The 26,567-nt window shown below is 38.6% G+C and carries 14 protein-coding genes and 1 pseudogene; 10 read left to right on the top strand and 5 right to left on the bottom strand.

Annotation, left to right across the window (positions count from 1 at the left end):
- Positions 1–21 precede the first annotated feature (21 nt).
- Positions 22–1,614, bottom strand: a complete 1,593-nt coding sequence (locus tag IPO27_18920) for a T9SS type A sorting domain-containing protein (GenBank protein MBK8848494.1) — start codon at positions 1,612–1,614, stop codon at positions 22–24.
- A gap of 105 nt (positions 1,615–1,719) precedes the next feature.
- Positions 1,720–2,328, bottom strand: coding sequence for a WbqC family protein (locus tag IPO27_18915; GenBank protein MBK8848493.1), 609 nt, complete (start codon positions 2,326–2,328; stop codon positions 1,720–1,722).
- Positions 2,329–2,468: 140 nt separating this feature from the next.
- Between IPO27_18915 and IPO27_18910 the strand changes: the two genes are divergently transcribed.
- The 6 genes and pseudogenes from IPO27_18910 to IPO27_18885 all read left to right on the top strand — a co-directional run bounded on the left by IPO27_18910 (position 2,469) and on the right by IPO27_18885 (position 13,940).
- Positions 2,469–4,346, top strand: coding sequence for a type IIA DNA topoisomerase subunit B (locus tag IPO27_18910; protein ID MBK8848492.1), 1,878 nt, complete (start codon positions 2,469–2,471; stop codon positions 4,344–4,346).
- Between the two features lie 123 nt (positions 4,347–4,469).
- Positions 4,470–6,527 carry a DNA gyrase/topoisomerase IV subunit A gene (locus IPO27_18905; protein ID MBK8848491.1) on the top strand — a complete coding sequence of 686 codons (2,058 nt, stop codon included), beginning with the start codon at positions 4,470–4,472 and terminating at the stop codon, positions 6,525–6,527.
- Positions 6,528–6,649: 122 nt separating this feature from the next.
- On the top strand, positions 6,650–7,246 hold the full coding sequence (locus IPO27_18900) for a hypothetical protein (GenBank protein ID MBK8848490.1): 597 nt from the start codon (positions 6,650–6,652) through the stop codon (positions 7,244–7,246).
- 655 nt (positions 7,247–7,901) lie between these two features.
- Positions 7,902–10,247: a T9SS type A sorting domain-containing protein gene (locus tag IPO27_18895; GenBank protein MBK8848489.1), complete on the top strand. Its 2,346-nt coding sequence runs from the start codon at positions 7,902–7,904 to the stop codon at positions 10,245–10,247.
- Positions 10,231–11,076, top strand: coding sequence for a phytoene/squalene synthase family protein (locus tag IPO27_18890; protein MBK8848488.1), 846 nt, complete (start codon positions 10,231–10,233; stop codon positions 11,074–11,076). Before IPO27_18895 ends, IPO27_18890 begins: the two co-directional genes overlap by 17 nt.
- Positions 11,077–11,262: 186 nt before the next feature.
- Positions 11,263–13,940, top strand: a pseudogene (locus tag IPO27_18885) (D-alanine--D-alanine ligase).
- Between the two features lie 28 nt (positions 13,941–13,968).
- Here the strand turns inward: IPO27_18885 and IPO27_18880 are convergent.
- Both IPO27_18880 and IPO27_18875 read right to left on the bottom strand, forming a co-directional pair.
- Positions 13,969–16,083, bottom strand: a complete 2,115-nt coding sequence (locus tag IPO27_18880; GenBank protein ID MBK8848487.1) for a hypothetical protein — start codon at positions 16,081–16,083, stop codon at positions 13,969–13,971.
- A 214-nt stretch (positions 16,084–16,297) separates the two neighbouring features.
- Positions 16,298–21,598 (bottom strand): immune inhibitor A, encoded by a 5,301-nt coding sequence (locus IPO27_18875; protein MBK8848486.1) that lies wholly within the window; start codon positions 21,596–21,598, stop codon positions 16,298–16,300.
- Positions 21,599–21,847: 249 nt separating this feature from the next.
- Between IPO27_18875 and IPO27_18870 the strand changes: the two genes are divergently transcribed.
- A complete protein-coding gene (locus tag IPO27_18870; protein ID MBK8848485.1) occupies positions 21,848–22,210 on the top strand; it encodes a CoA-binding protein in 363 nt (120 codons plus the stop codon).
- Positions 22,211–22,284: 74 nt separating this feature from the next.
- Here the strand turns inward: IPO27_18870 and IPO27_18865 are convergent, their stop codons facing one another.
- Entirely contained in the window at positions 22,285–23,343 is a 1,059-nt protein-coding gene (locus IPO27_18865; GenBank protein ID MBK8848484.1) for a class I fructose-bisphosphate aldolase, read from the bottom strand.
- 305 nt (positions 23,344–23,648) lie between these two features.
- Between IPO27_18865 and cysC the strand changes: the two genes are divergently transcribed.
- The 3 genes from cysC (at position 23,649) to cysN (ending at position 26,494) form a co-directional block, all read left to right on the top strand.
- On the top strand, positions 23,649–24,245 hold the full coding sequence (gene cysC / locus IPO27_18860; GenBank protein ID MBK8848483.1) for an adenylyl-sulfate kinase: 597 nt from the start codon (positions 23,649–23,651) through the stop codon (positions 24,243–24,245).
- A gap of 18 nt (positions 24,246–24,263) precedes the next feature.
- Positions 24,264–25,169: a sulfate adenylyltransferase subunit CysD gene (gene cysD, locus IPO27_18855; GenBank protein ID MBK8848482.1), complete on the top strand. Its 906-nt coding sequence runs from the start codon at positions 24,264–24,266 to the stop codon at positions 25,167–25,169.
- An 83-nt stretch (positions 25,170–25,252) separates the two neighbouring features.
- Complete coding sequence (gene cysN / locus IPO27_18850; protein MBK8848481.1) at positions 25,253–26,494, top strand: sulfate adenylyltransferase subunit CysN; 1,242 nt, start codon at positions 25,253–25,255, stop codon at positions 26,492–26,494.
- The last annotated feature ends 73 nt before the right edge of the window (positions 26,495–26,567 follow it).

Here is a 26,567-nt window from a genome sequence, read left to right as displayed (position 1 = left end):
TTCTCGTATCCTTTCTAATTATTATTCAAAAATAATTTTGCCGGATGCAATTTTTGTATCACCTCCAATTAGTTGATAAAAGTAAAGCCCCGGTTTTTTACCTGACCTGTTAACTATAGCTGCGTGTGCCCCTGCGGTATAAATAGTTTCTATTAAAACTGCGTTGACGTCATAAATACGAACTTCGTCTACGCGCTTACGCAAGGGTTCTCCTATCATTATCTGTGTAAAATCTACAGCAGGGTTAGGATAGGTCATGGCCAGATTAATTTTTTCCTCAGCCGGTATCGCATTAGGAATTTGTTGTCCAAATCGTACTATCCATATATCTTGCAAGCCATGATTTCCTGTAACATCTAAATCGTTTGAGTACGTGCTTCCTATCAGTGCATAGCCAGAATCTGCGGTTACTTCAATGGCATTAGCTGTTTCATTATCGCTGCCTCCTAAAGAAAGCGACCATAGTCGGTTTCCATTTTTTGCAGACTTGAGTAGGTAATTATCATAGCCACCTTTATTAGGTGCAGTATTAGGCAAAGGTGAATTGCTCCAGCCGCAGAATACATAACCACTATCACTATCTTGCGAAACATTGGCACCGGTTTCATTATCTCCACCACCATAACTATCTTGCCACTGCAACATACCCGTATTGGTAAGTTTACACATCCATGCATCGGTTGTGCCTGCCAGCCCATGCGGGCCTACATGTCCGCTAACATCTCCATCATTACTCAGCGAGCTGCCACACATTACATATCCCAATGCCGTGTTTTGGGTAAAGCCATGCATAATTTCGTCATAGCTACCACCATAGGTGTATTGCCATGCAATGCCACTTGTATTCCATAAGCGCAAGACCCAATAATCGCTTCCACCTTTATTTAAGGTAATATCACTGTCATTCGAATAGGTAGTTCCACCTGCAAAATACATCCCATTTGATGATTGTTGAATGCCTGAACTAAATTCAGCTTGCGATCCTCCATAACATTTTTGCCATTGCAAATTTCCTGTGCTGTCGGTTTTTACAAGCCAAATATCGCTACTGCCGTTATTATTACTTACATCAACATCGTTTGAGTTGGAATAACCGCCAAGTATATATCCCCCATCAATAGTTGGATAGATATTTATTAGTTGCTCTTTGTCTGTGCCTCCATAATTTTTAGACCATTGTATTTGTCCGCTTGCGTCTGTTTTAATTAATACATAATCCGATAAGCCTTTTGACCCTGAAATATCATAATTGTTGCTCGAAGTAGTTGCTCCTAGAATGTAGCCGCCATCGGCCGTAGGCCACACATCGTTACCTATATCGGCTGATGAACCACCTATGTTTTTTTGCCATTCAATTACACCTAGTGCATTTAGCTTTACCAGCCATATATCGAAACTACCATAGTTGCCAGTTACCTGAATGTCGTTGCTTAGTGTTGATCCGGTAACAATAAAACCGCCATCAGGGGTCTGCCTTATTGAATAGCCCTTATCATTATTGCTACCTCCGTAGCAATTTTTCCACGAAGTAGCAGGAGGAAAAATAGATTGATTTTGAGATAAACCAATATAATGACAACCAATAATCAGAAGACTTAATAAAATTGAGCGCATATTTTTATAATAAAAAAGTAAGAATAGAATGCGATGCAAAAATGTAACCAACTTTATTATGAAAAAAAAAATTCACCCTATATTTGGAATTTGACTTTGGCGAAATTAGGTAAGGTAGTTGGCTAAAGTGTTTCCACAATTAAATAAATAATCTAAAACTGAAAGATTACCCACAAAATCCATTTTGTAGCCAAAAACCTGTAGATATTTTTCTAATTCTATATCGGTAACAAGTTTATTCGATTTCGCATTACTAATAATGCTCAAATCTGGAGTTTCGGGTCCCTGTTTCATGTCAGTCCACGTAGTGGTAAACTTGTTTTTTTTAATTACAAATTCCAGAAATTGTTGATTGTACTCTAAAAGGAATGCTGGTTGTGAAAAAAAAAGCTTTTCAAAATCATCCATCATGAATTCGAAGAAGGGCGATTTGTTATATGCAGACCTGATTGTTTGCCAATGTTGCCTTTGCCATGGCTGATGGTAGTCTATTTCAATTTTGTTAGTGGTGGTGTTAAAAATATCCTGATGTTTAACAGGTATAGTTAATGTGGATATTCCATTAGCTCCCAGCACGTGGTAGCGATTGCGGTTCGATTGTTTTATAAATCGCTCGGTTGCGTCAATAAATACTTCCTGCGCATTTTTCAGATAATAAAAATATTCGAGCGTAGGAAATGCAGCAGTAGCTAATTGAAGTGATTGATACAACATAGCTCGCAAATGTGCATAAAAGTTTTCAACACAAGACCTTTGAAAACAATTGTGGCAAAGGTTTTAACATTACCCATTGGTCACTGCAGCCGCATTACATTTGTAGGCTTTCGCTTAATTTACTTTTAATACAAAATATAATGGCCAGGAAAAATACAAACGCTGAATATAATGATGATAGCGTAAGATCGCTCGATTGGCGCGAACATATCCGGTTACGCCCCGGTATGTATATTGGCAAGCTTGGAGATGGTACCGCTAAGGACGATGGGATTTATGTATTACTCAAAGAAGTAATTGACAATTGCATTGATGAGTTTGTAATGGGTCATGGTAAGGAGATAGATGTAATTTTAAATGATCATACGCTAACTATACGCGACCGTGGTCGCGGAATTCCATTAGGAAAAGTTATTGAATGTGTGTCGCAAATTAATACCGGTGCCAAGTACGACAGTGGTGCTTTTCAGAAAAGTGTCGGATTAAATGGAGTAGGTACCAAAGCTGTAAATGCGCTTAGCGCATATTTTAAAGTACAATCTGTGCGCGATGGTAAGACTACCATTGCTGAGTTTGTACGAGGAGATCTTACTAAATCACAAAAGGAAATTAAGACTGATCTGAGTAACGGTACCACCGTAACTTTTATTCCCGATAATGATGTCTTTATCGATTTTAATTTCAATACAGAGCACATTGAGCGCATGCTTAATAATTATGCTTACCTCAATGTTGGGTTGAAAATAAATTTCAATGTGGTCGTTTTTCAATCGCAAAATGGATTAAGCGATTTGCTCGAAAGTAACATGAGCGAAGAGAAAATTTATCCTTTAGTACATCTTAGAGATAAGGACATTGAACTTGCCTTTACGCATACCAATGCCTATGGCGAAGAGTACTACTCGTTTGTTAATGGGCAACATACTACACAAGGCGGTACACATCAGGCAGCATTGCGCGAAGCGCTGGTAAAAACAGCCCGCGAATTTTATAAGAAAGAATTTGACCCGAATGATGTACGCAGTGGTATTATGGCTGCATTAAGTGTACGTATACAGGAACCGGTATTTGAGTCGCAAACAAAAACAAAGTTAGGCTCACAAAATACAGAACCCAATGGACCTTCGCTTCGAAACTGGATTGTAGATTTTGTAAAAAACTCGTTAGACAATTACCTGCATAAGCATCCGGAAGTTGCAGAAGCATGGAGAAAGAAAATTGAAAGTAGCGAGCGCGAACGCAAGGAAATAGCAGGAGTGCGTAAGTTAGCCAACGAGCGCGCCAAAAAAGCTAACCTGCATAATAAAAAATTGCGCGATTGCCGCGTTCATCTCGATACCAAACATCCCGACCGATTTGAAACAACCGTTTTTATAACCGAGGGCGATAGTGCAAGTGGTAGCATCACTTCGGCACGCGATGTCAACACACAGGCTGTTTTTAGCTTAAGAGGCAAACCCCTGAATTGTTTTGGGCTTACCAAGAAAATAGTTTACGAAAACGAAGAGTTTAATTTGCTGCAAGCAGCACTTAATATAGAAGATGGACTCGAAGGCTTGCGATACAACAAAGTAGTAATTTCTACCGATGCTGATGTGGATGGCATGCACATACGTTTACTCATACTTACTTTTTTCCTGCAGTTTTTTCCTGACCTTGTAAAAAACGGTCACGTATATATTCTTGATACTCCTTTGTTTAGAGTGCGCAATAAAAAGGAAACAATTTATTGCTACACACCCGATGAAAAAATTAAAGCGATTGAAAAGTTAGGTCCCAAGCCGGAAATTACCCGCTTTAAAGGTCTTGGTGAAATTTCGCCTGATGAGTTTAAAAAGTTTATTGGAAAAAAAATAAAACTCGATCCTGTTGAGTTTGGTAAAGATACAGTAACACATCAATTACTCGATTATTATATGGGCAAAAACACACCCGACCGTCAGCAGTTTATTATCGAAAATCTCAAGATGGAAGAAGAACCGGAAGAAGCCTTGGCTTTTTTAGAAGTGGGAGAGTAATTCTTTTCAAGTAAGAAAGTTCATTTTGCAAAACCGTATCATCAATCAAATAAAAAACCAGATAAAAAGTTTTTAATCGCATTGAATAACAATACTAACAACTAAATAACCAGAAATACTCCAATGGTAAACCAACATATAGACGGGATGTATAAGGAATGGTTCCTTGAGTATGCATCTTATGTAATACTTGAGCGAGCAGTACCCTTGATAGAAGATGGCCTTAAGCCCGTGCAAAGGCGCATACTCCATTCGTTATACGAAATGGAAGACGGACGATTTAACAAAGTTGCCAATGTGATTGGCAATACCATGAAGTACCATCCTCATGGCGATGCAAGTATAGGGGATGCATTGATTCAACTGGGGCAAAAAGATTTGCTCATTGATAAGCAAGGCAACTGGGGAAACATTTATACCGGAGATAGCGCAGCAGCAAGCCGATACATTGAGGCTCGCTTAACCAAGTTCGCACTCGAAGTAGTTTTTAATCAGAAAATAACCAACTGGCAGCCATCGTACGATGGCCGCAATAAGGAGCCCATTCAACTGCCTTCAAAGTTTCCATTATTGCTTGCGCTTGGAGTAGAGGGTATTGCGGTTGGCCTGGCATGCAAAATATTGCCACACAATTTTATTGAATTGTGCGAAGCAAGTATCGACTATTTGCGTAAAAAACCTTTTACGCTTGTTCCTGATTTTAATACCGCGGGCGAAGCCGATTTTAGTAAGTATAACGATGGACTTCGTGGTGGTAAAGTGAAGGTGCGCGCTGTTATTGAAAAAATAAACAAAAAAACTTTAGCAATAAAAGAAATACCCTTTGGCACCAACACTGCAAGTTTGACCGAAAGCATATTGGCTGCCAATGATAAGGGCAAATTAAAAATTAAAAAGGTGGAAGATATCACTGCAGAAAAAGTAGAGATATTGGTTCACTTGCATCCTGATAGTGCTGACGATAGCGACAATGCTATCAATGCCTTGTATGCTTTTACCGATTGTGAGGTTAGCATCAGCCCCAATGCTTGTATTATTCGCGATGGGCGACCTGAGTTTATTGGTGTAACTGAGATATTGAAATATTCTGCCGACAATACATTGGCTATTCTAAAAGCGGAGTTAGAATTTGAGCGACACAAATTGCGCGAAGACTGGCACTTTAGTTCGTTAGAAAAAATATTTATCGAAAAAAGAATTTATCGCAATATTGAAGAATGCGAAACATGGGAAGCTGTTATTGAGACGATTGATAAAGGACTTAAGCCTTACAAAAAGTTGTTCTTGCGCGAGATTACAACCGATGATATTGTTGCACTAACCGAAATTAAGATTAAGCGTATTTCAAAGTTTGATGCATTTAAAGCTGATGAACGTTTGAAGTCGTTAGAGCAACAGATAAAAGAAATAGAGGCGAATCTTGCCAACATAAAAGGATTTACAATTGATTGGTTTAAAATGCTGATTAAAAAATATGGTAAAGGTAGAGAGCGCAAAACCCTTATTGTTGGAGAGTTTGAGGCCATAGAGGCACGTAAAGTAGTAATCAATAATTCGAAGTTATACGTAAATCGTGAAGAAGGATTTGCCGGATATGGGTTAAAAAAAGACGAGTTTGTTAAAGATTGTAGCGACCTTGATGATGTAATAGCTTTTAATAGTGAAGGCAAAGTTATGGTATCACGCATCGATGAAAAGAAATATTTTGGAAAGGATATTTTGGAAATTGACATTTTTAATAAGGATGACAATAGCAAAGTATACAACATGATTTATATGGATGGCAAAGGTGGGTCAATACTTGTTAAACGTTTCAGAATGGGAGGGATTACTCGCGATAAGTCATATGATCTTACAAAGGGAACAGAAGGTTCTCGCGTTTTGTTTTTGAGTGTTACGGATGAGAACAATGCCGAAACAATTCAAATAAATCTTAGGCCGAAGCCAAAAATGAAAAACACTACCATTAGCATAGACCTGAATGAAACCTTGATTAAAGGCCGCGATTCCATGGGTAACATTGTTACCAAAGCTAGTATTACCAAAGTGTTTGTTCAAAAAAAAGGAAGCGGCAATGGTGCGTCCAAAATGAAGGAAGTTACACTTCCTTCACAAACCGAAAGGCCAAAATCAAAAGAAGCCATACAGATGGATTTGAATTTTAAGGACTTGCTTAATTAATATTTCGCATAAATGGAATGTTAAGCAGGTTTGCAAAGGCTTTTATTTTGTAAACAAATTTTTGGCTGCGGGTGTAGCTTGTATTTTCGTATGTTAAGCAAAGTTTAAAACAAAAGACAGTAATGAAAAAGTCAATGTGCATTTTGACATTTATTTTGTTAGCATTAACAAATTGTTCGAATGACAGTAAATCATTTACTGACATGACATCAGCGGAAAATCAGAAACAAATTAATTCGGAAAATATTTTTGAGAACTACTTGAAAACTTTGGAACAAATTCCCTTACCGTTTTCACATAATCCGTTTGAACAACTTCCAGCACTTTCAAAGAATTACAACAAGACAGTTTTTGAAAAATACAAACACGTATGGACAACCCAACCATTAGGCATTTTATTCAACGACAGTAAAACGGTTACTCTTATAGATTTTGCTATTGGTGACTTGGGACTTGTTCCTTTCCTGACAACTTACGACAGACAAGGCATTAAAATTGACTCGTTAGGACCTTACAAAAAGACTGGAGAAGATATGGGTTACAAAGCCATAGAATACTTGACAATATTCAAGGACAAGACGATATCGGTAAGCGATTCAGTAACAATTTATACTTTAAAACCAGACAGTTCTGACATTGACAAAACCAGTATAAAATTAACTATCGGATTGACTAAATATACAATTGAAGCGGATGGACATTTTAGAAAACAAAAATAGAAAGCCAGCCAATAACAGCCTACCACCGATACCACAAGCGTTGATGCTTGTGGCATTATTCTTAGATTTATATAATCGAATAAATATTTCATTTTGCTCTTTTACAAATTTCTTGCTGAGCATTTCTTGCTGAGTTTTCAAATGTGCAACATGCAAACGTATTTCAAGACTAATACACCCCAAACCCCTTAAGGGGCTTGCGTTGGCGTGGATGCATTTTTGTTTATTGGAAACACTTGAAAGTATCATTAAAGACCATTTGATAATCTTCAATTGACATTGTATTCCCAACCAAAGGCATTTAACAAATGAGCATAATTATATATGATTGCAAATACTCGCACTAGCCGACCAGTTGCCAAGATGATTTTTTTTACCATTACAAATGAGTTGGTAGGTGTTGCACAAGTAATGCCATTTCGGTAGAAAATAAATCAACACTCTTTGATTTCTTTGCGCGCATTTTCTTTGCGAACTTTGCGGTAAAACCCTCATTCCAAAACCCATCCAAAAATTCCCTCTTTTTGATGGAATTGCCAAAATATGTTAGTAGTTCAGTAGAGATATTATTAAGCAAGCCAAACTTATGTAGTAATTTTATGTTTGTTCAAGAATAAATTATCTTAGCGCACCACAAAAAAAATAAAGAAAAACAATGAGAATATTTAGTTTAATGCTCGCTTGCTTTTGTTTAAGCAACACGATAAACGCAAAGCAATTTGTATCGCGCACGCATTGGTCGCAATTAGAGTCGCAGCAAACACATAAAGTAACACGCCCACATATGCCCGCAAAATATATTACTGCCAGTTGTAATATAGATTTGTTGAAGCAGGAATTAGCATCAGCACCCATGGAACGTACCGAAGATGCTCGCATTAATTTTACAACAATTGAGTTGCCAACTCCTGATGGTTCTTTTAAAACATTTAAAGTGTGGCAAACACGAATTATGCATCCAGACCTTGCAGCAGCCTATCCACAAATAAAAACCTTTGCCGGTGTTGACATAAATAATCCTGCAACTTCAATTTATATCGATTATTCTCCTTTGGGTTTTCATGCGTTTATTCAATCGCCACAACAAAGTTATTACATTGATCCTGTGGCAGTAAATGACGATATGCGTTATATCATATTTAATCGTAAAGATATTACGCGTAGTAAGGATTTCGTTTGTGGAGTTGATAATACACTTGAACTTACAGAGCAGATAATACCCCAATCGTTAACACAGGTAAAAATTGGTGGTACATTGCGCACTTATCGTTTGGCACTTGCCTGCACAGGCGAATATGCTTCTTATTTTGGCAGTACGATTCCGGTCGTATTAGGTGCAATGATTGTTTCAGTAAATCGTATTGATGGCGTTTACGAAAAGGAAGTAGGCATTTCGTTTGAGTTAATTCCCAATGACACTTTATTAATTTATTTCAACAGCAATACCGATCCTTATTCAAACAATAATGGAGGTGCCATGCTTGGCGAAAACAAAGCAAACATTAACGCAGTAATTGGAGCAAATAATTATGATATAGGCCATGTGTTTAGCACCGGTGGGGGAGGCATAGCTTCGCTTGCTTGTGTATGCGGAAGCAATAAGGCTCAGGGAGTAACCGGCAGTGGCAATCCACAGGGCGATCCATTTGATATTGATTATGTGGCGCACGAAGTAGGACATCAGTTTGGAGGTAATCATACATTTAATTCGGTTACAGGAGCATGCAGCGGCAACAGAGCGCCCAATGCAGCTTATGAGCCGGGCAGCGGTGTTACCATTATGGGCTATGCAGGTATTTGTGGTAGCGATGATTTGGCAAGTAACAGCATTCCGACCATGCATACCAAAACCTTTGATGAGATGATTGCTTTTGCACATAATGGAAACGGAAATGGTTGCGCTGTACAATCTGTTACCGGCAATAGCGAACCCGTTTTAACAGCCACAGGCAGTTGGATAATCCCTTTTCAAACACCTTTCAGATTAACTGCCTCAGGAACCGATACTGATAACGATACAGTTTACTACAGTTGGGAGCAATATGATCTTGGCCCTGCCGGAACGTGGAATAATCCAAGTGGCAATGCACCTATTTATCGCTCTTATAATCCGGATACAAATCCAACCCGTTTATTTCCACGATTAAATTATATACTTACCAATACTACTGGAAAAGGAGAATTAAAACCGAGCTATGCTCGTACCATGCATTTTCGTTGCACCTTGCGTGATAACCGCTTAGGTGGTGGTGGTGTGGTTCGCAATTCTACAGCCGTTGCGGTTGAAGCAATAAATACAGGTGTGGGTTTTGCGGTTACTTATCCCAACGTTTCAGGAATTGTTTGGGCAGGCAACTCGCAAGAAACTATAACGTGGAATGTTGCGCAAAGCGATCTTGCACCTATTAGCACGCCACTGGTAAATATATTGCTATCAACCGATGGTGGTTATAATTTTCCCATTTCCCTTGCAAGTGGCATTCCTAATAATGGCAGTTATATACTTACCGTTCCTAACAACGTTAGTGCAGCTACATGCCGCATCATGATTGAAGGAGCAGGCAATGTTTTTTTTGATATTAATGACAAAAATTTTTCGATTGCGCCTGCTGCAATCAATGAAAATTTGTTCGAGACAAATTTTACTTGTAATCCTAATCCCTTTACCAATCAGTTAATTATTAAAGCATTTAAAGCAGAAGATTTTGAATATCAACTTTGTGATTTATATGGAAAGGTAATTTTACAAAATATAGAAAATCAAAAATTGCAATCGGAAATCAACATTAAAACGGATAACCTAGCAAAAGGAGTTTATCAATTGATACTAAAGCAAGGATCTGGTATTTATGTAAAGCGCATCGAAAAAAATGTAAAGGTTAATATCTTGACAATTAAAGCATGCAAACAAAAGCATGCTTTTTTAATTTTAGGATTATTCAAAATAGACAAACTTTATATGCTTAATATTGTTGTCACAAATTATGAATGCCAATCTTAAACAATACAATGACATTTGTTTTGAGTTGAGTAAGAAAATTACTGAATCATACAGTACTTCGTTTACTCACGGAATTAAGACTTTGGGACAAAAGTATCATATGCCCATTTTTGCTATTTATGGCTTTGTACGCCTTGCAGATGAAATAGTAGATTCTTTTCATGAGTTTAATAAAGCTGAGTTGCTTAAAGATTTTGTTGCCCAAACGTATAAAGCAATTGAAGATAAAATAAGTACCAATACAGTTCTTCATGCTTTTCAACTGATCGTTAATGAGTATAATATTGAACGAGAACTTATCGATGCATTTTTATTAAGTATGGAAATGGATCTTGACAAGAAGGTATACAACAAGGAACTTTATACTAAATACATATATGGTAGTGCCGAAGTGGTAGGTTTAATGTGCCTTCATGTATTTGTAAGTGGCAATGTTAACGAGTACCAACGACTGCGCGAACCTGCGCGTAAATTGGGCGCAGCTTTTCAAAAAGTAAATTTCCTACGTGATATGAAATCAGATTTTGCAGACAGAGGCCGTGTTTATTTCCCCAGTGTTGACTTTGCAGTATTTGATGATAATGCAAAAAAAGCCATTGAAGCCGATATAGATGCAGATTTTGCTGAAGCTTATCATGGCATTATGCAATTGCCCGAAGATGTGCGTCCAGGTGTTTACACGGCCTACATTTACTACCTCGAGTTACTTAAAAAAATAAAAGGAGTGTCGGCTTCCGAAGTCTTAAAAAAACGTTTTCGCATTGCCGATTCTATGAAATTCCTTTTGCTATTACGCACCCATGCTCGTTTTAAAATGGGAATTTCTTAAACCTTTTGCTGTTAGTAATATTGCAGGCTAAGTAGTCAGGGTTTCTGTCTTATACCATAAGTTTGCGGCTTCATGGTTTTTTTTGAACCACGAAGGTTTTGAGTGTGAGGCTGCACATACAAGCTAGATAGCCTTGCTTACAAACCAATAGCAAATTAGAAACAATATATGGCAGTAGCAAAAAAAATCAGAGTAGGAATATTTTTTGGTGGCGCTTCGCGCGAACGTGAAATTTCTTTTGCCGGAGGTCGCACTGTTTACGACAACCTTAGTAAAGATTTGTTTGAGCCAGTGCCATTTTTTGTAGATAGTGCCGGAAATTTTTGCCTTATACAATGGCAATATATCTACAAGGGTACCATTCGCGATTTTTATCCAAATCCCGAAGAAATAGAACAATCGAAATTCGATTTTCAGATTTATGCCGAAAGTATTAAGAGCAAGTCGCAGCAAGCTAAATACACAAGGCAGTTAGGAAAATTAATTAAAGCAGATGAGTTAGACAAGTATATTGATTTTGCCTTTTTATGTCTTCATGGTAGCGATGGCGAAGATGGGCGCTTGCAAGGACTCTTTGAGTATCATCGTATTCCTTATAGTGGAAGTGGAATATTAAGTTCTGCTATTGGAATGAATAAGGCAGTTCAGAAAAAACTAATGCATCATGCTGGTTTCAATGTACCTGCCTATTATTTGATACCGCGAAGCGAATGGCAACGGACGGATACTAAAACAGCGTTTTTAAAAAACGCAATTACTACCTGCTCGCTGCCAATAGTGGTAAAGGCAGCTAATCAAGGAAGCAGCATAGGCATAAGTGTTTGCGAAAGTGAGGATGCACAAAAGTTTACAGATGCAGTTGAAAAAGCCTTTTTTATTCGAACCATTGAAGCCACTGTATGGCAAGATCTCGATCATAATGCGCGCATAACTTATGTGCGATTGTTGGCCGATATACGAGATGGCATAGGCATGCCAATTAGGTGTGGTAAAAAAGTCATCTATCATCCTGATGAATTATTTGATTTTATTGAACACAGTTTACAATCGAAACAGAGGATACAACTAGAAGCATTAAACTTTGAGTCAGATGTGATTATAGAGTCGTTTATTAAAGGCAAAGAATTTAGTTGCATTGTAATAGAAGATGAAAATGCTAAGTCTGTTGCATTGCCTCCCACCGAAATTCGCAAAGGCAAAGAGGTATTTGATTATCGCAGCAAGTATTTGCCAGGTCTTTCGCGAAAAATTACCCCAATTGAATTACCACTTGAGCAGATTGAACGAATTTCGGCTGAATGCGAGCGATTATTTACAGAATTGCATTTTTCAGTTTATGCACGCATTGATGGTTTCATTACTGATAGCGGAGAAATATTTTTGAACGACCCGAATACTACTTCGGGCATGCTTCCTTCAAGTTTTTTCTTTCATCAAGCTTCGGAAATAGGATTAACACCTTCGCAGTTTATCACGTATATTATTGCCACTTCGTTAAGCAGCAGGTATGGGGATATTAAGGATGGAGATACTTCCTTACAGTTGCATAAGCAACTGATGGATGCTATTGTTGCAGGTAAATCAAAGTCTGAAAATAAATTGCGTGTTGCAGTTATGTTAGGTGGTTATAGTAGCGAACGACACATCTCGGTTGAAAGTGGACGTAATATTTTCGAGAAACTTGCCAGTTCTACTAAGTACTTGCCTTTTCCTGTTTTTGTAAGTGGTAACCGACAAAAGCATCACTTGCATATCATTCCAATAAACGTAATGCTGAAAGATAATGCAGATGATATACTTGAGAAGGTGAATAACTATATTCATCATCCGGTTATTGATAACACCATAATCAGGTTACAAAATATTACGCAAACTTTTTCGTCAAACGAAAATTTAACTGCTCCCTATGAGATAAGTTATGCCGATTTAAAAAATAAAGCAGATGCTGTATTTATAGCTTTACATGGCCGCCCGGGAGAAGATGGGCAGGTGCAAGCTGAGCTAAATAAAATTAACTTACCATATAATGGTAGTGATGTTCATTCTTCGCAAACTACTATCAATAAATTTGAAACAAACGAGATTCTCTTACATGCAGGATTGCATGCAGCTAAACATAAGATGTTCTATAAAAGGACTATGCTGAAAATGCTGTGACATTTATAAATAACCTGGTCGAAGAATTTCCGTTGCCTTTAATTGCAAAACCTGTTGATGATGGCTGCTCATCTGCTGTTAAACTAATTTCGCGTAAAGAGCAATTGAGTGCGTATTTAACCATGTTATTTAGAAATAGGGAAGAGGATTGGGATGAAGAGGCAGCACGCATATTGAAATTAAAACCAAAAGAAGAATTTCCGGTCAAAGAAGCAGTGCTTATCGAGAGTTTAATTGTAGCAGGAAATTGCGATCATTTTCTGGAGATTACCGGTGGAATGCTCATGCACATTGATGCAAATGGAAAAAAACAATTTACCATTTTTGAAGCAAGTGAGGCATTAAGCGAAGGCGAAGTGCTATCTCTCGAAGAAAAGTTCTTAGCAGGGCAGGGGCAAAACATTACACCGGCCCGATATGCGAAAGATAAAGAAGTTAATGCCCGCATTAGCATGAAGGTAAAGGAAGAATTTCGCAAAGCGGCTGAATTGCTCATGGTTGAAGGCTATTGCCGCATCGATGCTTTTGTGCGAATTAAATATCCTGATATAGTGGAAGTTTTATTTATAGAAGTAAATTCCTTACCGGGTATGACTCCTGCAACTTGTATATTTCATCAGGCTGCCATCGAGAATTATAAACCTTATGAATTTATTGATAAGATACTTGAAGTTGGTGAAAAGCGAATGGCTTTAAGTCACAACTGACATGGTTTTAGTAACTGAATATTATTTACTATTTTAATATTTCCAGTTGCTTGCGAATAGCCTTGTTTCCATATTCAATTATTAGGTGATAGGTGCCGTTTGAATATTCCCCTAACAAAATGCGATGTAGCAATTTCTTACTTTTCTTTTCTTTCAATTGATTTAATACAATAGCACCTTTGTTGTCTACCATCGTTATTGTCACAGTTCCTATATACGCATCTTCAAAAATAACCGCTACATCATCTGCAGCAGGATTTGGCATTAGCGTTATCGAACTGCCATTTACCGTTTCACTTATGGATGTATAGACAAATGTGTTGCTCGGTGCCTGACATCCAAGCGAATCAGTAATAATAACAAAATAGTTACCTGGTTGTGCAGCAGTTATACATTGTTGAGTTGCATTAGGAATTACATTTCCATTAAAAAACCATTGATAGCCATAGGCAAGACTGCTACATATATTGGTACCGTTAATGGTTAGGGTAGGAGCAGGAGGCAGGGGAGCAACCGTCACGTTATAGGAGTTAGTGCTTTGTCCGTTAGCATTGGTTGCAGTAAGCGAAATTGCGAAAGTTCCATAATTGGGAAAATAAATGCCTGAAGGATTTTGTAGTGTGCTACTTGAAGGTGCTGCACCGGTAAAAGTCCAGTTCCACGCTGAAGGATTACCTTGCGAGTTATCAAAAAAATCGATACTTCCTTTTTCGCACAAAATGGTATCGCTGCTGCTAAAGGCCGCCACCGGTAATGCGCCTTGCGTAACACAAGGTGGTATAATACAGGATGCGTTTAGTTCAAACATCCACACATCGTTTACTGCTTGTATGTTTCCGGTAACGCTACCACCATACATATAATACCGACCGAGGGTATCCAGAAATCCAACGCCACCTGCGCGGCCTTGCGGTTTATTGTTAGCATTAGGCACACCTTTAATACCATAATTAGCGCCTTGATTTATTTGCTGATTGCCATGCAACAACCGCCATTCATTTAGCGAAGCTATATATACCCACATATCAGAGTAAAAGCCTCCCAGTTTAATTCCTCCATAATTATAGATGTTGCCACAAGCATCGTTTGCTATTGCTTTATTTTCGAAACGTCCTCCCGGATTACCGGTACCACCAACCTGACAAAAAGGAACTGAGTAGTTACCGTTGTTGTTGCTATTGCTGCTGCCTCTGGCCCACATCCATTCATTGGTTGCTGGTGTAAATTGCCAAACATCATTGTACACTTCAATGGTACCGTTATCAGAATGTTTTCCACCATAAATGCGAAATGAACCATTTTGATCGCGGCTGCTTGCATAACACCATCGTGATGGTGGATCGTTATTTATAGATGCTACTCCTAAGGTTCCAAAGTTTCCATACACATCGCTCACACTTGAACCATGCATCCACGTCCATTCATCAGTGTTCCGATTGTAATGCCATAGGTCGTTATAGTTGGGAGAACTAACAACGGTGTTGTAAGTCTGACCACCAAAAAGCCATAAGTCATTATTTAAATCAACAAAGGAACTGTTGCATTCAAGTCGGTTACCAGGATTATTACTTGGGCTTGGAACACCCATTATACCATAGTCCGGAGTTGCACTTCCAAATAGATTACTGCCACTTACCCATGTCCAGAGTCCTGTTGCTGGATTGTACATCCAAAGGTCGGCACACCATCCTCCAAATAAAAAATCAAGACCACCAAAAACCCAAAACATGCCATTGTTATCAACCCATGTAGGTGGGCAATAGGTGCGAGCACCGGGCGAATTGGTTGATGCCGCAACTCCCTTAGTGCCATAATCTGGAAGCAAACTAAACGACTTTACCATTTTCCATTGATTTATATATGGATTATAACACCACATTTCGGCAAACTCTACTTTGCCTGGATTTTGATGATAGCCTCCATATATCCAAAGCCACCCGTTGGCATCGCGCCAATAGATGGGCTCGTAAAGTGATGGTGGTTCATTGGCCGGATCAAAAGCATTTGGAACAGCATTAGTACCCGATAAGTTTACTGTGGTGCTGCCATGCACCCACGTCCACATTCCTTGTTGGCCGTTGGCAACAAGGTATATAGTGTTCGTTACAAAAAATAAAATGATAAGCCTGATTATAAAATTCATGCGGTAGAGTTTTGATAGCTGTAAATATAATAATTGGCTCCAACTTGGTTTAAGATATTTTTAGATAAAGGCAATGAATAATAGTGGAAAAAGATGTTTGAGAGTGGTTCTTAAAAATAGCATTGATATTTTTATTATCAATGCTATCTTCTTAAAAAAAGAGAATCCCACTGCATTGAGCAATGGGATTTCCTTTAATGAATCAAATAATTCTTTATTCTACTATAAGCATCTTTTGAGTCAACTTACCTGCTTCGGTAGACATGGTATAATAATAAATACCTGCCTGTAATGACTTGCAATTAACCTGTATAGTATTAATGCCTTCGCCATAGAAGCTAGTTTCTGGCGATAATACTTGCTTACCTAACACATCAGTAAATTCAAAAGTAACTTCTCCGGCTTTAGGTATAACAAAATCAATAGAGGTGAAATCATTGGCCGGATTTGGTTTGTTTTGATATAAGAACATGTAGTTGTTTGAATTGTCTTCAAGCGAAACAATTGTACAAGGACCTTGTAGTTCTTCGAAACAGAAATCATCTATAGCCCAACCTTCGCTGCTTACGGTTATATCACTTCCAAAACGGAAACGCAACATTAATCCACCAGTAAACCATGATGGGAATTCGCGACTTGACTCTATCCAACCATTACTGTTTCCTGTCCATCCCGGAGTAGGTGGAGGCCCGCCAAATGCAGTAATAAAGTATGAATTAAACCAGTTAGGATCAATATGCAATCCAAGAGCTTTCCAAGTAACACCGCTATCGGCAGAGTATTCCAGCGTACCACCATCTTGCCATTGCTCAGTATAGAAGTTATGCCAGAATTTAACCTTATAGCATTTTCCTCCTTGTACGTTTAGTACCGGTGCAAACAGGGCACTTGAATCGGGAGAATTGTAATTGCCACTTAATTTGGTTACCCAAGCTTTTACACCTGAGTGTGTGCCAGCTACATTAGGTTTGGCAGGATTTCCTAATTGCCATGACGTTGGCGATGCATAGGTATAGGCATTTAATTGAGGCCAGAGTGGACCGCTTTCGAAATCATTGCAATAAGGATAAACCGAGGTGCTATCAAACACTGTGTATATACTACAAGTAGTATCATCCAGGTTATTTAAATCGTTTTGTCCATTGGGCAAACTGGTGTACATGCATAATGTATGAGCTCCGGGCGAAGCATTGGGCCACGGTAAACTGAATACATGCCATGCACTGCTATCAAGTTTCAAAGGATTTACAAAGTGCACCGAATCGGTAACAATCAGATTTCCATCAACAGATAAAGTGGCAAAGCAATAATTAAGTTTTGTTGTTCCTTTATTAGTAATGCGTCCTTTAATATACTGTGTGCCTGGTACCAAAATATTATTGTTGGGCTTAATACTTGTTGATGCAGCCGATACCTGAATCGGTACATACAATTGAAAATCATCTACTGAAAAACCATCGAGATTAACCGCCCCATCTGCAGTAAATGGTATTCTGAACTGCACAGGATTTGGCGAATAATCAAGCATAGTTAAAGAGGGGCTTGTAGCCAATTTCCAACCACCGCTATTTCCTGCCCAACCTGGTTTATTGCTGCTAAACAAGGAACTAAAATTATACCAGTTGGTTCCCTGACCCATTGCGCCCGCGGTAATCCATAAGGTGCCATTAGTTGTATAATCTACACGACAACCATCCCAACTTCCTTCTGTATTGTAATTAATCCACATTCTGATTTCTGCTTGTGCCGCATTATTGAAATCAAAATAGGGGGATATTAAGTAACACTCTGCATTTGACTGATAACCTGAGTTTAAGTTAACATCCCAACTGTTAGGTGCTGAATGCGATGAGTTAGTCAATCCAAAGTTTGGTGTACCTAACTCCCATTTAGTTGCAGGGTTAACGTTTGATGTAGTCCAATAGTTATTACCACCATCAAAGTCATCAGTATAGGTTGGTATTAAAGTAGGTATACCAACAATGTTTTTACAAATAGTATCGTTTAATGGATCGCCATCATTAGCAACTCCAGTATAAGCGCAAAGAGAGTTTTGTCCTATAGGTAAGGTGATAGTTCCATTTAATACTACTGAGGTTGTTGCATTTGGATTCAAATTTCCTTGCCAGGTAGTTACCACCAAATTTCCAAGAAAATCATATGTGATAGGCACACTCGTAAGAATACTTGAACCATAATTTCTCAAGGTTACTGTAACACCAACAGATGTGTTAGCAGGAGCACCACTTGCAGGCTGATCAATGGATTCTAATCCTGCATCGATAGGAGGAGGAACACGTAAACAGAAGTCGTCAAACGAGAAGCCATCTTCACCAAATCCAACAAAATTATCGGAAGTAAATACAAATCTGAATTGAATGTTAGGTGTGTTATTAAATGCACTCATGTTCCATTCTGATTTTATCCATCCACCTGACGTTCCATCCCAACCGGCCTGAAAACTACTATTAAGAAAAGTTTGATTGTACCAGTTAACACCATTGCCAAAGGTTCCTAAAATATTCCATGTAGCACCTCCATTAATAGTGTAATCGATACGAGTACCATCCGAAAACTGCTGCGAGTTGCGATTTTGCCAAAATTGTAGCGTTGCATTTTGCGAAGTACTCATATCAAAAAACGGTGATAATAAGTATGCCGTGTCACCCTGACCATAGCTAGAGTTAAGATTTACATCCCATGCATTTGGTGGCGAATGTGCAGAGTTTGTTTGCCCAAAGTTTGGACTTCCTAATTCCCATGCCGTAGTTGATTGGGTAATAGGTAACCATTCGCTTACACCATCAAAATTATCGCAGTAAGTAGGAGTAAAGGTTGATAGTCCGGTAATTGGTTTGCAAATGGTATCGTTGGTTTTATCCATATCAATTGAAAGGGCAGTATATGCACATAATGGATTGGTGCCCACAACCACCGTTGAATTTGGTAACAAAGTTACCGAAGCAGTTTGATTTGGTGCTAAGGTGCCTGTCCAGGTTACATTGGGGTTGGTAACTCCATTGTATGAGTAACCAACATCTATACTTGTTTGGGTGTTGGTACCCACATTCTTAATTATAACTTCAACCGGGCTAATATTGCCAATAGGAGCAAATGTTCCAGGTTGGTCAATTCTTATTACGGCAACATCATCTGGTAAAGGTTGCTTAAAACAAAAATCATCAATAGAGTAGCCATCTAGGTTAACCGCTCCATCAGATGTAAAGCAATATCTGATTTGTAATGCTGGTGTACCATTAAATTGATTCATGTTGTAGGTACTGTAAACCCATCCACCTGAGTTACCATCCCAGCCGGGTAATCCGCTACTAATTAAAGAACTGATGGTATACCAGTTTGTCGCGTTTGGATCACCCACAGTTCCTAGTACAAGCCATGTTGTACCGCCATCGGTGGTATAATCTATACGAGTTCCATCCCAATTTGATTCACAATTGCGATTGTGCCAAAAACCAATTTCACCATTTACTGCTAGTGTCATATCAAAGAATGGACTTACAAGATATGTTTCAGAATTAGACCCATATCCCGAATTTAAATCAACATCCCAGGCATTAGGAGGCGAATGAGCCGAATTGGTAGAGCCAAAATTAGGTGTTCCCAATTCCCACACAGATGGACCATTCGGACTTGGAATAGCTGTCCAAAAATTATTGCCATCAAAATTATCGCAGTAGGTAAGAAGCACGGTAGGTACTCCGGTTACATCCTTACACAAGGTGTCGTTAAATGATTTGCCGTCATTTGCAATGGTAGGCCAAGCACAAAAATTAACTGTACCAGAATTGACAGTATAATTACCGCAGTTAACTAAAACAGAGTCGTTGGGTTGCACAGGGCTACCACTATAATTAAATGGACCAACCGGAGCTCCACCATCACTATAGAACACATCAAAGGCGCTAACTGCTTGTAAGCCTTTGTTTACTATCCAAACATCTACTGGAACAATATTACCGGCAGGCACTGCACCGGGAGGGCTTTCTATACGCAAAGTTGCCAGGTCTATATCAGGTGGGAGCTTTAAGCAAAAATTGTCGATGCTCACCCCATCGCTGGTAAATGATTGAAACTGGTCAGAGGTAAAAACAAAGCGAATGCGAACCGGATTAAATTGATTCTGAAGATTGGATTCGGTAAGCACACGTTGCACATGTTTCCAGCCTCCACTGTTACCATTCCATGCCGGACAATTACAAGAGCCCATCCAGTTGTCATACCAATTGACTTCGGTGCCATTTAATTGAAAATCTTGCCAGGTAGTGCCGTTATCAATTGAATATTGAATGCGTGTTCCATCAGCAAAACTTTCCGTATTGTAATTAATCCAAAAGTCTAATTCGGCATTGAATGCTCCACCAAAATTAAATACCGGACTAACAAGGTACGCTTCTGTGCCAATTGTATAGGCATTTGTAAGATCAATATCCCATGAATTGGGTGCAGAGTAAGAACTATTTGTTGCTCCAAATGCAGGTGTGCCTAATTCCCAGCTAGAGCCGGTAATGGTGCTGTCTGTCCAAAGGCTATCAATATCAAAGTTATCACAATAAGGAAATATGATTCCCGCTTTGGTGCGGAAGCAGGTATAATCTGTAATAGTTGGTCCAGGCCAGTAAGCAAAGTTGCCACCGCATACTGTAAAGTCAATTGCTTCAATGCTATAACAAACAGTATCGCCTATATTTACTGCAGGTATGGAACCTCCATAAATATTTCCTCCTTGATTAATCATACTAACCGTTGTGGGTGCACCTCCATTAATAGTATAATTTAAATTCACAGCAAGTATCCCGCTTTGGTCAGTAACATCTGCTGTTACATTAAATGGCCCAGCATTATAAACTACCGGAGGGTAAATAGTAATTGGCACTATTACCGGAGGAATTAATTCGCAAGGAGCGGCTTGTATGCATATATCGTCAAGCACCCAACCGTAACGACCATTCATACCGTTATTAGTTTTGTCTTTTACATTGAAACGGACTAATGCAGCCGAGCTATTGCCAACAAGTGCACTAATATCAAATTCTTCGTATTTCCACCAGGTGTTGTCTGGTGTTGTAGATTGACCTGGTAGCCAGGTACTATAACTGGCCTCTGTAAATTTATTGCCAGTACCAAAATTTCCACTACTTCCAAGATACTCGGCAACAGTTAAGCGCGTCCATGTTAGTCCATTATCTGCCGAAACTTCAACAATAGCATCATCAAAAAATTCAATTTTGCAAATGTGCCAAAAACGAAGTTTTACGAATGTTAATCCTGAAAGGTCAACAGCGTTAGTCGACAAGGTTGCTGAGTCAGCAGCTACATAAGTGCCATGAAAACTGTGGGCTCCACCATTAAATAACAAAGTATTGTCGACCCATGTAGGCTTAATTACTGTGGTACTGTCATTGATTTCAAAATCTTCGGTAAGCACGCAGCCCTGTGCTTGGGTTTTCATTGCATAGATGGTTATCAATGCGATCACCAGTAAAATTTTTTTCATAATTTGTATTTTGTTTTTTTATCTATAGGAAATACGAGTGTCAAAGTAAAAATATTTATTAGTTAAAAAGAAATATTTTCAAAATAAAATAAAAATCAACAACCTGTTGATATCATAAGAACACGCTAAAATGTACCAATATTTTTCACTGCATAACAATCTTGTTTAATATTAGTCAACGAATGTTAAGCGGTACAGAGTTTTATTTTATACATTTACCATCTCTATTCTATAAATAATATTGTTTTGATAAAGGATTATACGCTAATTATTGGCGCCAGCACTAACCCAGAAAGGTATAGTTATAAAGCATTGCAATTGCTTACTAAGTTTAAGTATAAGGTTATTGCCGTAGGCGCTAGAGAGGGCACAGTATTTGACTGCAAAATAAATACCGACATTCCAGATGACTATCCGGTTGACACGGTTACCTTATACATTAATGCAAAATTGCAAGAGAATTATTATGACAAGATAATTTCATTAAAACCACGCAGAGTAATTTTTAATCCGGGCACCGAGAATTCCTTTTTTCAAAATATGCTTAGTCAAAACAATATAGGATATCTGGAGGCTTGTACCATAGTCATGTTAATGACAGGGCAATATTAATTGTCTAATTTTAACGGGTAAAAATTAAGAAGACTGCATGAAGCAGGCTTTATGGTGAACTACGTTATTTTTTGTTAAGCTACTGTAACTTCTTTACAAAGGTAAACATCTTGAATAGCATTTAGCATTGCAATCCCTTCTGAAAATGGTTTTTGAAATGCTTTTCGTCCGCTTATTAATCCTTGCCCACCAGCTCTTTTATTAATAACTGCGGTAGTTACGGCTTCGGCCATATCAGTGGCCCCTTTACTTTCGCCCCCCGAATTAATTAAGCCGATACGGCCCATATAACAATTGGCAACCTGATAGCGGCACAAATCTATTGGATGGTCTGTTGTAAGTTTATCATAAACGTCCTTATGTGTTTTTCCAAACTGAATGGCGTTATAACCTCCGTTGTTAGTAGGTAGCTTTTGCTTAATAATATCAGCCTGGATAGTAACACCCAAGTGATTAGCTTGCGAAGTCAAGTCAGCAGAGGTATGGTAATCAACACCATCTTTCTTGAAAGCTGAGTTTCGCGTATAGCACCATAATATAGTTGCAAGCCCTAATGAATGAGCTTCTTCAAATGCTGCAGCTACTTCAACAATTTGCCTTGCCGACTCGTCACTTCCAAAATAAATAGTTGCACCAACAGCTGCTGCACCCATATTGTAAGCATCGCGAACGGTACCAAACATGATTTGGTCGAAACGATTTGGATAAGAAAGAAATTCGTTATGATTGATTTTAACTATAAACGGAATTTTGTGTGCATATTTTCGAGATACTGAAGCCAATACACCATAGGTAGAAGCCACTGCATTGCATCCACCCTCTAAGGCGAGCTTTACAATATTTTCAGGATCGAAAAACATGGGATTTGGAGCAAAAGAGGCTCCAGCACTGTGTTCTATCCCCTGATCTACCGGCAATATGCTAACGTAACCGCTATTAGCAAGTCGTCCTGTACCATAAATTGATTGTAAATTGCGAAGCACATTAGCATGGCGATTACTATGAATAAACATGCGGTCAACAAAATCAGGGCCTGCTATATGTATATTAGATTTGTCTATAGTTTTGCACGTATGCAATAAAAGGTTTTCGGCTTGATTGCCCAACAATTCGGTAATTTTTGTGATTGACATTTGTTCCAGTTTTTTTTGCGGTGCGAAAATAGAAAAAGTTTTACGTGTATGGTGTCGTTAAGTTGTTTAGTATATATTGGCCATGCTTTATATTAATGAGGTGATGTATACATAGCATTAAAAGAATACCTGCACTTCCGAAAGTTTATCGATTCGCAGCTCATTGTAGTTTTCACCCAAATTGTTATTAAATCTATCGATTAGGTAGAATGTGTTGATAAATTTATTTTACCTTCGCGCAAAATTTTCGGATAATTGCCTCTCTATTTAAGGCCGTTAACCAACCATTTCTTTTAATTAGTCATATGGCGCAAAGTACCAACATTGTTCAGCATAATTATAAAATTACGAAAGCCGACCGCTTGCAGTTACTAAAGCAAAGGCCATGTGTTTTATGGTTTACAGGATTAAGCGGCAGTGGCAAATCTTCTTTGGCCGATGCGCTGGAGTCGCGTTTGCATACTAATGGTTATAAGACCTATTTGTTAGATGGCGATAACATTCGTTTTGGCTTAAATAAGAATTTAGATTTTAGTGATGAAGGTAGAAAGGAGAACATTAGAAGAATAGGAGAGGTGTCAAAACTTTTTACCGATGCCGGGCTGATTGTGCTAACCGCATTTGTGTCGCCATTTAAAGATGACAGGCAAATGGTGAGGGAGCTATTACCACCTGGTGATTTTATCGAAATTTTTGTGAACACTCCCATCGAAATATGTGAGCAGCGCGATGTAAAAGGATTATATAAAAAGGCTAGAGCAGGGGAGATAAAAGATTTTACCGGAATAAGTTCACCTTATGAAGCTCCCGAAAATGCTGAGGTAGAAATAAAAACACACAATCGTTCAATTGATTCTTGTGTTGATGAATTAATGGACGCTATAAAGACAATAATTAATTAATAATATATTTTTTTAAAAATGGTCAATTATAATTTAGATCAATTGAATGAGTTAGAATCGGAATCGATTTACATCATTCGCGAGGCAGCCGCTCAGTTTGAGCGACCAGCCTTATTATTCTCAGGTGGTAAGGATTCAATTGTAATGAGTTGGATGGCGCGCAAAGCATTTTATCCGGCTCCTATTCCTTTTCCATTAGTGCATGTTGATACGGGGCACAATTTTCCTGAAGCCATTGAGTATCGCGACATGTATATGAAGCTCATCAATGCCAACCTCATTGTTGGATTGGTTCAGGATTCAATAAATCAAGGAAAAGTAAAGGAAGAAAAAGGACCTCGGGCATCGCGTAACGCGTTGCAAACGGTTACCTTGCTTGATACCGTTGCAGCGCACAAGTTCAATGCTTTGATGGGAGGTGCCCGCAGAGATGAAGAGAAGGCGCGTGCCAAGGAGCGTATTTTTTCGCATCGTGACGAGTTCGGACAATGGGATCCTAAAAATCAACGCCCGGAACTTTGGATGTTATTAAATGGTAAGCATTCAATAGGTGAACATTTTAGGGTGTTTCCTATAAGTAATTGGACCGAAATGGATGTTTGGATGTATATTAAAAAAGAAAATATTCCTATACCAAGTATCTATTTTTCGCATGAGCGCGAAGTGTTTGAGCGCGATGGAATGGTACTTTCTACTGCACCATTCATTCCGCAGATTGAAGGCGAAAAACCAGAAAAGAGAATAGTTCGTTACCGTACCGTAGGCGATATGACTTGCACAGGTGCCGTTTATTCTAGTGCAAGCACCATAGATGATATTATTGCTGAAGTAACCGTAGCGAGAACTACAGAGCGCGGCACACGTGCCGATGATAAACGTACCGAAGCAGCAATGGAAGACCGTAAGAAGGCAGGTTATTTTTAGAACTCAGTCATTGTTTACTATAACCTTATACGTTTAAAGATTAATAAATTAAAATTTCATACTAAAGAATAAAAAAGATTAAAATGGAACTACTCCGATTTACCACAGCAGGAAGCGTTGATGATGGAAAGAGCACATTGATAGGACGCCTGCTATACGATTCAAAATCTATTTTTGAAGATCAACTAGAAGCACTTGAAGAAAGCAGTAAGCGCAGGGGTCATGCTGATGTTGACTTGTCGCTATTAACTGATGGGTTGCGTGCAGAGCGAGAGCAAGGCATCACGATTGATGTAGCGTACCGATATTTCGCTACGCCAAAACGCAAGTTTATAATTGCCGACACCCCAGGGCACATACAATACACCCGAAACATGGTAACAGGGGCTTCTACTGCTAACCTGGCGCTTATATTAGTGGATGCCCGTCATGGCATAATTGAGCAAACCAACAGGCACTCATTTATTGCTTCCTTATTAAATATTTCACACTTGGTGGTATGTATTAATAAAATGGACCTAGTAGATTATAATGAGGATGCATTCAACAAAATTGTAGAGGATTATAAAGTACTTGCATCGAAGTTAGATGTCAAGGATGTTAACTTTATTCCAATAAGTGCATTGAAAGGAGATAATGTGGTTGACCGCTCTGAAAAAATGAAATGGTACCAAGGTCCAACACTTATGTATTTACTTGAGCATATCCATATCAGCAGCGATATTAATCATATAGATTGTCGTTTTCCGGTACAATACGTAATCCGACCTCGCGAAGATAAGTGGCATGATTACCGTGGCTATGCCGGCCGCATTGCCAGCGGAATATTTCGCAAGGGTGATAAGGTGTCAGTGCTACCTAGCGGCTTCAAGTCTACAATCAAGTCTATTGATCTGTTTGATAAGTCATTGGATGAAGGATTTGCCCCACAATCAGTAAGCATAACACTTGAGGATGATATAGACATTAGCAGAGGGGATATGATCGTACGTGAAAATAATATTCCTAATTCAGGCCAGGATATTGAAATGATGATGTGTTGGTTTAGCGAAACTCCGATGCAACTGAATGGGAAGTACACAGTAAGACATACTTCACGCGAAACAAAATGCATAATAAAAGAAGTGCGTTATCGTGTTGATGTAAACACCTACAATCGTAACGAAGATGATAAGAGTATAGGGATGAATGATATATGCCGCATCAATCTGCGCACACAACTTCCTTTGTTTTACGATAGCTATCGCAAAAATCGCCTTACAGGAAGCGTCATCTTGATAGACGAAGCAACAAATAACACGGTGGCTGCGGGAATGATTATTTAATCTTTCCTTGTTACGGTGATGATATACGTCCCTTGCATTTTGCAATGTAAGGGATTTTTTATTTACTAAATTT

This window comes from Bacteroidota bacterium (assembly GCA_016714535.1).
In the GTDB taxonomy this organism is placed as follows: domain Bacteria; phylum Bacteroidota; class Bacteroidia; order AKYH767-A; family OLB10; genus JADKFV01.
Note: the sequence above shows the minus strand (reverse complement) of the source record. Positions and strands in the feature narration are given on the sequence as shown.

Excerpts from the sequence above, each read along its gene's own strand:
- IPO27_18920 (MBK8848494.1), bottom strand. The coding sequence starts at position 1,614 with ATGCGCTCAATTTTATTAAGTCTTCTGATTATTGGTTGTCATTATATT.
- IPO27_18915 (MBK8848493.1), bottom strand. The coding sequence starts at position 2,328 with ATGTTGTATCAATCACTTCAATTAGCTACTGCTGCATTTCCTACGCTC.
- IPO27_18910 (MBK8848492.1), top strand. The coding sequence starts at position 2,469 with ATGGCCAGGAAAAATACAAACGCTGAATATAATGATGATAGCGTAAGA.
- IPO27_18905 (MBK8848491.1), top strand. The coding sequence starts at position 4,470 with ATGGTAAACCAACATATAGACGGGATGTATAAGGAATGGTTCCTTGAG.
- IPO27_18900 (MBK8848490.1), top strand. The coding sequence starts at position 6,650 with ATGAAAAAGTCAATGTGCATTTTGACATTTATTTTGTTAGCATTAACA.
- IPO27_18895 (MBK8848489.1), top strand. The coding sequence starts at position 7,902 with ATGAGAATATTTAGTTTAATGCTCGCTTGCTTTTGTTTAAGCAACACG.
- IPO27_18890 (MBK8848488.1), top strand. The coding sequence starts at position 10,231 with ATGAATGCCAATCTTAAACAATACAATGACATTTGTTTTGAGTTGAGT.
- IPO27_18880 (MBK8848487.1), bottom strand. The coding sequence starts at position 16,083 with ATGAATTTTATAATCAGGCTTATCATTTTATTTTTTGTAACGAACACT.
- IPO27_18875 (MBK8848486.1), bottom strand. The coding sequence starts at position 21,598 with ATGAAAAAAATTTTACTGGTGATCGCATTGATAACCATCTATGCAATG.
- IPO27_18865 (MBK8848484.1), bottom strand. The coding sequence starts at position 23,343 with ATGTCAATCACAAAAATTACCGAATTGTTGGGCAATCAAGCCGAAAAC.
- cysC (MBK8848483.1), top strand. The coding sequence starts at position 23,649 with ATGGCGCAAAGTACCAACATTGTTCAGCATAATTATAAAATTACGAAA.
- cysD (MBK8848482.1), top strand. The coding sequence starts at position 24,264 with ATGGTCAATTATAATTTAGATCAATTGAATGAGTTAGAATCGGAATCG.
- cysN (MBK8848481.1), top strand. The coding sequence starts at position 25,253 with ATGGAACTACTCCGATTTACCACAGCAGGAAGCGTTGATGATGGAAAG.